Below are 8,010 nucleotides of genomic sequence, written 5' to 3'. Positions count from 1 at the left end.
CCGTCCGCCGTGTCTGAGGTCATGCCCCGTCCGCCGTGTCTGAGGTCATGCCCCGTCCGCCGTGTCTGAGGTCATGCCCCGGGGGCTGCACGGCAGCCGGGCAGGGCACCTCAAGAGACCGTGGTCCCGCCCTACGACCAGGCGGCCACCAGGTACCCCACCCCGTACGGGGCATCCTCGTACAGCAGCGCTCCGCCGAGCCCCGCACCCTCCGCCGCGCCCGCGAGGACCTGCCAGGGCGCCCGCCCGGACACCTTCAGCTCCTGCGCCAGCTCCGCGTCCAGCGCTTTGAGGGCCGCCGCGTCAGCGGCCCCCAGCGCACGCGCGACGCCCGCGTCGAAGCCCGCGGCGCGCTCGTCGAGATAACCGGGCGCCTTGAGCGTCCGGCACGCGCTGGCGTCGCCCATCACCAGCAGGGCCACCCGCCCGGCCCGCGCGCCGATCTCCTCCCCGACTTGGATACACCGCTCGACCGCGAGAGGTTCCCCCACACCGAGTCCCTCGACAGGGGAATCGGACCAGCCCGTGCGCTCCAGGAGCCACGCGGCGACGGCGAGCGACGACGGAAGCTCACGCCCGGAAGCCTCCGGGTCGGGCAGCGCGCCACTTCCCAGCCCTACGTTCCCCAGGCGTACGTCGAGATCCACGCCGAAGCCGCGGAACGAGCCCCCGTTCCCCTCAGGGTGTGGCCCGCGCCCGCTCTGTTCGGCGGGGCCCACGACGACCAGCAGGTCGGGGCGGGAGGCGGCGAGCACGCCCAGCGCGTCCGTGCAGGCGGCGCGCGCGTCGGCAAGCTCGGGCGCCGCGCCGGCGGCGACGTCCGGAACCAGCAGCGGCGGACAGGGGCAGACTGCGGCGGCTACAAGCATGATCGGCAGCGTAGTCCCGCTCGGCGGCGGAACGTCACTCGTGCGGCACGCTCGGCCAACTCCCCACCGCACGGCAGACGCACCAGGCATCAGGCAGACGGGAACCGCTTCCCGGCGCACGACGCGCTCAGTCGCACCTCTCGCCCGTCGCCCGATGCGCGATGCCCGATGCCCGATGCCCGATGCGCTCAGTCGCACCCGCAGCCGCTGCCGCTGCCCGCAGCGACCGGCAGCGGCTCAGGCGCGCCGATCCTCGGCAGGCCGAGCATGACGCCCATCGGCTTCGTGGCCGCGACTGTGCCGGCGAGGTGCCGTTTCTCCCACGCGTCCCCCGCGCGCGTGCGGCGCACGTCCAGGACGGCGCCCTCGGCGAGGAGGTGGTGCGGGGCGGCGTACGTGATCTCGACGGTGACGACATCGCCGGGGCGTACGACCTCGTCGGGCTTGGTGAAGTGGACCAGGCGGTTGTCGGGGGCGCGGCCGGAGAGTCGGTGCGTGGCGCCGTCCTTGCGGCCCTCGCCCTCGGCGACCATCAGCTCAAGGGTGCGGCCGACCTGCCTCTTGTTCTCGTTCCAGGAGATCTCCTCCTGGACGGCGACGAGACGCTCGTAGCGCGCCTGGACGACGTCCTTGGGGATCTGCCCCTCCATGGTGGCCGCCGGCGTGCCGGGGCGCTTGGAGTACTGGAACGTGAACGCATTCGCGAAGCGGGCCTCGCGGACCGCGTGAAGGGTCTGCTCGAAGTCCTCCTCGGTCTCGCCGGGGAAGCCCACGATGATGTCGGTGGTGATCGCCGCGTGCGGGATGGCGGCGCGCACGTTCTCGATGATCCCCAGGTAGCGATCCTGGCGGTACGAGCGGCGCATCGCCTTCAGGACGGTGTCCGAGCCGGACTGCATCGGCATGTGCAGCTGCGGCATCACGTTCGGCGTCTCGGCCATGGCGGCGATCACGTCGTCCGTGAAGTCGCGCGGGTGCGGCGAGGTGAAGCGCACGCGCTCCAGCCCCTCGATCGTGCCGCAGGCGCGGAGCAGCTTGCTGAACGCCTCGCGGTCGCCGATGTCACTGCCGTAAGCGTTTACGTTCTGGCCGAGCAGCGTGATCTCGGAGACGCCCTCGCCGACCAGCGCCTCGATCTCGGCGAGGATGTCGCCGGGCCTGCGGTCCTTCTCCTTGCCGCGCAGCGCCGGGACGATGCAGAAGGTGCAGGTGTTGTTGCACCCGACGGAGATGGACACCCAGGCGGCATACGCGCTCTCGCGGCGGGTCGGCAGCGTCGAAGGGAACGCCTCCAGGGACTCGGCGATCTCGACCTGCGCCTCCTCCTGTACGCGAGCGCGCTCCAGGAGGACGGGCAGCTTCCCGATGTTGTGCGTCCCGAAGACGACGTCCACCCAGGGAGCCCGCTTCACGATGGTGTCGCGGTCCTTCTGCGCGAGACAGCCGCCGACGGCGATCTGCATGCCGGGGCGCTTCGTCTTCATCGGAGCGAGCCGGCCGAGGTTGCCGTACAGCTTGTTGTCGGCGTTCTCCCGCACCGCACACGTGTTGAAGACGACGACATCCGCGTCGCCGTCCGCGTCCTTGGGGGCACGGACATAACCGGCGTCCTCCAGGAGCCCCGAGAGCCGTTCGGAGTCATGGACGTTCATCTGGCACCCGTACGTGCGTACCTCGTAAGTCTTGGTTTCCTGAACGTCCACTGCCTGGCTCCGGTCGCTGCTGCTCATAGGACAAGGGTAGGCGGTGCCCGGAGTACCTCTTGTCCGACCGGGCCCCCGGCCCCCGCACCGCAGGATCTTGAAGGGACCCCCCAACCCCCGCGGGCCCGCCCTGGTCAGATCCGCGCCCGGAATGACAGGATCGCGCGCATGTATCAGGCACCCCTCCACATCAGCAGGCGGCGCGCGCTGTTCGGCTCGGCCGCCGGTTTCGCGGTCTCCGGGCTGCTGCTGTGGCGGCTGCTGCCGCTGGACGAGGAGTCTCCCGGCGGAACGATCACGTTCAGCACGGGAACGCCGACCGGCGTCTACCAGAAATACGGCGAGCTGCTGCGGAGCGCCCTGGGCAAGGACATGCCGCGTCTGGACGTAAAGCTCCTGAACAGCGACGGGTCGCAGGAGAACGTCCGCCGGGTCGCCACGGGTCAGGCCGACTTCACCGTCGCGGCGGCCGACGCGGTGGCGACGTACATGCTGCAGGACAAGCCGGGAGCGGACCTGCTGCGCAGCTGCGCCCGGCTCTACGACGACTATGTGCACCTGGTGGTCCCGCACACGTCGTCCGTACGGTCCGTGGCCGATCTGCGGGGCAAGCGGGTCGCCGTGGGGCCGACCGGCTCCGGGGTCCGGCTGATCGCCGATCACGTCCTCGAAGCCGTCGGACTCGACCCGACGAAGGACGTCGAACCACTGGCGGACGGCATCAGCACCATGCCGGAGAAGCTCAGGAACAACGAGATCGACGCCTTCTTCTGGTCGGGCGGTCTGCCCACGAGTGCCGTGCTGAAGCTCTCCGACTCCTACGGCATCAGGCTGGTGCCGATAGGGAGCGACCTGATCGAGAAGCTGCACGAGCAGGGCGGCGCCTCCCGCTACTACCGGGCGGCCGTGATGCCCGCCGACGCCTACCCCGAGGCCCAGTTGGGCTCGTCCGTACAGACGGTGGCGGTGGCGAACCTCCTGGTCACGCGGGAGGACGCCGACGCAAGACTCACCGAGGAGATCACCCGCACGGTGATAGACCACCGCGACAGCATCGGCGGCGTGGTGCACGCGGCGCAGCTGGTGGACCTGCGGACGGCCATCTACACGGATCCGCTCCAGCTGCACGAGGGCGCGCGGCGCTACTACCGGTCGGTCAAGCCGTAGCCCCTGCCTCCGGCCGCGGTCTCACGGGCTGGGCCGTGACCTTGGCACCCGCACCGTCACCTTCAGGCCGTGCGGCTTGTGATGGTCGTACGAGATGGAGCCGCCGCCCGCGGTGAGCAGCGCGCGGGAGATGGACAGGCCGAGGCCCGAACCCTTGATGTTCTGGTGCCCGGCGCTGCGCCAGAAGCGGTCGCCGATGCGGATCAGGTCCTCGTCGCTGAGGCCCGGGCCGCCGTCGGTGACCACGACGGTCGAGGACTCGCCGTTCGAGGCGACCTTCACCTCGACGCTCTCCCCCTCGGGCGTGAACTTCAGCGCGTTGTCGATCACCGCGTCCAGCGCGCTGGACAGCGTGACCGGATCGGTCCAGGCGGTGGTGGCCGGGCAGGATTCCACGAGTCGTACGCCCTTGCTCGCGGCGACCGGCCCCCACGCCGCCACCCGCTCGGCCGTGAGCTCGCCGATGTCGGTGAGGCACAGGTCCGCCTCGGCGTGCTCGGCGAGCGCCAGGTCGAGGAGGTCGTCGAGGACCTGGGCGAGGCGCTTGCCCTCGGTGCGGACCGAGGCGATCTCCTCATTGCCCTCGGGGAGTGCGAGGGCGAGCAGCTCGATACGCAGCAGCAGCGCCGAGAGCGGGTTGCGCAGCTGGTGCGAGGCGTCGGCGACGAAGGCGCGCTGCTGCTCCAGCACGTCCTCGACGTTGTCCGCCATCTCGTTGAACGACCGGGCCAGGCGCCGGAGTTCCGGCGGACCGCCGGCGGCCGCGACGCGGGACTTCAGGCGTCCGGTCGCGATGTCGTGGGTGGTGGCGTCCAGGACGCGTACGGGTCTGAGCACCCAGCCGGTGAGACGCAGCGCGGCGCCGAGGGCGAGGAGCATCGCGGCGGCCTCGCCCGCGCCGATGATCAGCCAGCCGTGCAGAGTCTTCGAACGCATCTGCCCGGTGGGCGAGTCGGTGACCACGACGGCGACGACATCGCCGTCCTTGACGACCGGGGAGGCGACGATGAGCCGGTGCCCTTGCCAGGGCCAGACCTGCTCCGGGTCGTGGCTGCGGCGGCTCGCGAGGGCCTCGTTGAAGGCGTCGCGCCCTTCGCCCGTCTTGGGCAGCAGCCAGCTCTCGGGGGCGTTGGCCATGGGGGTGGAGTCGCGGTAGAAGACGCCGGCCCGGATGCCGTACAGGCTGTAGTAGCGGGCGAGCTCCTGACTCAGGGTTTCGCGGCGTTCGTCCGTGGTGCCGTCCGTGGGTCCGGTCGACGGGTCGGCCACGTACTGCGCGAGGGAGGCGAAGCGCGCCGTGTCGTCGATGCGGTCGACGACCACCCTCTGCTGCTGCGCGGCCGCGATACTCGCCGCCAGCGGGACGCCGAGCGCGAGCAGCACGGCGGCCATCAGGACGATGAGCAGCGGGAAGAGACGTGTACGCAACGGTCCCCGCTACGCCGCAGGGGCGACGAGCCGGTAGCCGACTCCGCGCACCGTCTCGATCAGCGCGGGCATGTGCAGTTTGGAGCGCAGGGACGCGACGTGCACCTCAAGAGTGCGCCCGGTCCCCTCCCAGCTGGTGCGCCACACCTCGCTGATGATCTGCTCCCTGCGGAACACCACTCCGGGGCGCTGGGCAAGCAACGCGAGAAGGTCGAACTCCTTGCGGGTCAGTTGGATGACCAAACCATCCACACTGACCTGGCGGGTGGGGAGTTCGATGCGCACGGAGCCGAGCCGTAGCGCGCTCTCGCCGGGGGCCGAAGGGTCGTCGGGGAGGCTGCGCCGACTGACGGCGTGAATACGGGCCAGCAGCTCTCCCGTGTCGTACGGCTTCACCACGTAGTCGTCGGCCCCGAGGTTGAGGCCGTGGATCCGGGAACGCACGTCCGCGCGCGCGGTGACCATGATCACCGGGGTGCTGGTCCGCTTGCGGATCTTGCCGCAGACCTCGTAGCCGTCCTGGTCGGGGAGGCCGAGGTCCAGCAGGACGACCCCGAAACCGTCGCTTTCCGGCACCAGCGCCTGGAGCGCCTCCTCGCCGCTGCGGGCGTGCGTGACGTGGAAACCGTGCCGCGCCAGGACCGCGGAGAGGGCGGCGGCGACATGGTTGTCGTCCTCGACGAGGAGCAGTCTCATTCCGACCCCCTCAGGTTCATCGGTCGTACGGTCTCGAATCATCCGTCGTACGGTCTCAGATTGTAAGAACGCGAAAACGTGTTGCAAAAAACGCGTGTTACATGAACATGGACACATGCGCGTGCACCCTGTGTAGTCACGCCGATAGCCAAGGACGGCGTCAAGGGCGTTCTGGTTGCGCGCGACTTCCGTTATCCAGCCGGTACGCGGCATGGCGGTGATCGCTACGCAGCACGATGATGATCATTACGGGGGGTGGCCGCCTGGTATCGGATCGTTATGCTCAATTTCCCCTCAGATGTAATGACGCTGGTCGTACGCGGTCACTACTGTCCTCCCAAACCGCGAGGACGGAGCCAAAAAGCGATGACCGAAGTATCGGTGGCCAAGGACGCCGTGGCCGCGACCGAAGAACTGGTCGTCCTGAAGAGCGTCAACAAGCACTTCGGCGCGTTGCACGTTCTCCAGGACATCGACCTGACGATCGCCCGTGGCGAGGTCGTCGTGGTCATCGGGCCCTCCGGGTCCGGGAAGTCCACCCTGTGCCGCACCATCAACCGTCTGGAGACCATCGACTCCGGGGACATCGCGATCGACGGGAAGCCACTGCCGGACGAGGGCAAGGCGCTGGCTCGGCTGCGGGCCGATGTCGGCATGGTCTTCCAGTCCTTCAATCTTTTCGCGCACAAGACGGTGCTCGAGAACGTGATGCTGGGCCAGATCAAGGTCCGCAAGACCGACAAGAAGGTGGCCGAGGAGAAGGCCCGCGGACTGCTCGACCGTGTAGGCGTCAGCACGCAGGCGGACAAGTACCCCGCGCAGCTCTCCGGTGGCCAGCAGCAGCGCGTGGCGATCGCTCGGGCGCTGGCGATGGATCCCAAGGTCATGCTCTTCGACGAGCCGACCTCGGCGCTCGACCCCGAGATGATCAACGAGGTGCTGGAGGTCATGCAGCAGCTCGCGCGCGACGGCATGACCATGATCGTCGTCACCCACGAGATGGGCTTCGCTCGTTCGGCTGCCAACCGGGTGGTGTTCATGGCCGACGGACGCATCGTCGAAGAGGCTGTGCCGGACCAGTTCTTCAGCAACCCCCGGAGCGACCGGGCCAAGGACTTCCTTTCGAAGATCCTGCACCACTGATCGTCTGCACGTCTCGTCACCGACGGCCCGCATCCGTCCCCTTCCAAAGGATGTTCACCATGAAGCTTCGCAAGGTCACCGCTGCCTCGGCCGCCGTACTCGCCCTCGCCCTGTCCGCCACCGCGTGCGGTGGCGACGACAACAACAACGTCGATTCGGGTTCCAGCGGCGGCGGCACGATCAAGGTCGGCATCAAGTACGACCAGCCCGGTCTCGGCCTCAAGGAGCCCGACGGTTCCTTCTCCGGCTTCGACGTGGACGTGGCGACTTACGTGGCCAAGGAACTCGGTTACCCCGCCGACAAGATCGAGTTCGTCGAGACCAAGAGCGCCGACCGTGAGAACGCGATCGCCCGCGGCGACGTGAAGTTCATCGCGGCGACGTACTCGATCAACGACGAGCGCGCGGCGAAGGTCAACTTCGCCGGTCCCTACCTGCTGGCCCACCAGGACCTGCTCATCAAGTCGGACTCCGACATCACCAAGGGCACGGACCTCAACGGCAAGAAGCTGTGTTCCGTGACCGGTTCCACCTCGGCGCAGAACGTCAAGAACGACATCGCCCCGGACGCCCAGCTGAAGCAGCAGGCCGGCTACTCGGAGTGCATCGCCGCCCTGCAGAGCGGCGCCGTGGACGCGGTGACCACCGACGATTCGATCCTCGCGGGCTTCGCCGCGCAGGACAAGTACAAGGGCCAGTTCAAGCTCGCCGGTCTCAAGCTGAGCAACGAGAACTACGGCATCGGCCTGAAGAAGGACGACACCGCGACCACGGACAAGATCAACGCCGCTCTGACGAAGATGGTCAGTGACGGCTCCTGGCAGAAGGCGGTCGACGCCAACTTCGGTCCGGCCGGCTACAAGAACGAGCCCGCGCCGAAGATCGGCAACATCGTTTCGTAACGCAAGGCTCCGGCACAGCAACGCAGGGTTCCGTGGGGGGGCGCCCCCCCCCCCCCGCAGGGGGGGCGCGGCGCCAGGCCCGCACCGAAACCCCCCACCCCC

At 69.0% G+C, this 8,010-nt stretch carries 7 protein-coding genes; 3 read left to right on the top strand and 4 right to left on the bottom strand.

The window, feature by feature from the left end; all coding sequences use genetic code 11:
• Positions 1–131: 131 nt before the first annotated feature.
• Both ACFWP7_RS42095 and miaB read right to left on the bottom strand, forming a co-directional pair.
• On the bottom strand, positions 132–869 hold the full coding sequence (locus ACFWP7_RS42095) for a class III extradiol dioxygenase subunit B-like domain-containing protein (RefSeq protein ID WP_384393796.1): 738 nt from the start codon (positions 867–869) through the stop codon (positions 132–134).
• Between the two features lie 188 nt (positions 870–1,057).
• Positions 1,058–2,599, bottom strand: coding sequence for a tRNA (N6-isopentenyl adenosine(37)-C2)-methylthiotransferase MiaB (miaB, locus tag ACFWP7_RS42090; RefSeq protein WP_384393794.1), 1,542 nt, complete (start codon positions 2,597–2,599; stop codon positions 1,058–1,060).
• A gap of 141 nt (positions 2,600–2,740) precedes the next feature.
• Between miaB and ACFWP7_RS42085 the strand changes: the two genes are divergently transcribed.
• Complete coding sequence (locus ACFWP7_RS42085; protein WP_384393792.1) at positions 2,741–3,739, top strand: TAXI family TRAP transporter solute-binding subunit; 999 nt, start codon at positions 2,741–2,743, stop codon at positions 3,737–3,739.
• Positions 3,740–3,760: 21 nt separating this feature from the next.
• Here the strand turns inward: ACFWP7_RS42085 and ACFWP7_RS42080 are convergent, their stop codons facing one another.
• On the bottom strand, positions 3,761–5,167 hold the full coding sequence (locus ACFWP7_RS42080) for a sensor histidine kinase (RefSeq protein WP_384393789.1): 1,407 nt from the start codon (positions 5,165–5,167) through the stop codon (positions 3,761–3,763).
• Between the two features lie 9 nt (positions 5,168–5,176).
• Complete coding sequence (locus tag ACFWP7_RS42075; protein WP_384393786.1) at positions 5,177–5,863, bottom strand: response regulator transcription factor; 687 nt, start codon at positions 5,861–5,863, stop codon at positions 5,177–5,179.
• A gap of 366 nt (positions 5,864–6,229) precedes the next feature.
• Between ACFWP7_RS42075 and ACFWP7_RS42070 the strand changes: the two genes are divergently transcribed.
• On the top strand, positions 6,230–7,006 hold the full coding sequence (locus ACFWP7_RS42070) for an amino acid ABC transporter ATP-binding protein (RefSeq protein WP_384393783.1): 777 nt from the start codon (positions 6,230–6,232) through the stop codon (positions 7,004–7,006).
• Positions 7,007–7,065: 59 nt separating this feature from the next.
• Positions 7,066–7,908: a glutamate ABC transporter substrate-binding protein gene (locus ACFWP7_RS42065; protein ID WP_384393780.1), complete on the top strand. Its 843-nt coding sequence runs from the start codon at positions 7,066–7,068 to the stop codon at positions 7,906–7,908.
• The last annotated feature ends 102 nt before the right edge of the window (positions 7,909–8,010 follow it).

This window comes from Streptomyces sp. NPDC058470, assembly GCF_042721055.1.
In the GTDB taxonomy this organism is placed as follows: domain Bacteria; phylum Actinomycetota; class Actinomycetes; order Streptomycetales; family Streptomycetaceae; genus Streptomyces.
This window is presented reverse-complemented; position numbering and strand designations above follow the sequence as displayed.

What these genes read in the sequence shown, in the direction of transcription:
- ACFWP7_RS42075 (WP_384393786.1), bottom strand. Translation starts at nt 5,863, where the DNA reads ATGAGACTGCTCCTCGTCGAGGACGACAACCATGTCGCCGCCGCCCTC.
- ACFWP7_RS42085 (WP_384393792.1), top strand. Translation starts at nt 2,741, where the DNA reads ATGTATCAGGCACCCCTCCACATCAGCAGGCGGCGCGCGCTGTTCGGC.
- ACFWP7_RS42065 (WP_384393780.1), top strand. Translation starts at nt 7,066, where the DNA reads ATGAAGCTTCGCAAGGTCACCGCTGCCTCGGCCGCCGTACTCGCCCTC.
- miaB (WP_384393794.1), bottom strand. Translation starts at nt 2,599, where the DNA reads ATGAGCAGCAGCGACCGGAGCCAGGCAGTGGACGTTCAGGAAACCAAG.
- ACFWP7_RS42095 (WP_384393796.1), bottom strand. Translation starts at nt 869, where the DNA reads ATGCTTGTAGCCGCCGCAGTCTGCCCCTGTCCGCCGCTGCTGGTTCCG.
- ACFWP7_RS42070 (WP_384393783.1), top strand. Translation starts at nt 6,230, where the DNA reads ATGACCGAAGTATCGGTGGCCAAGGACGCCGTGGCCGCGACCGAAGAA.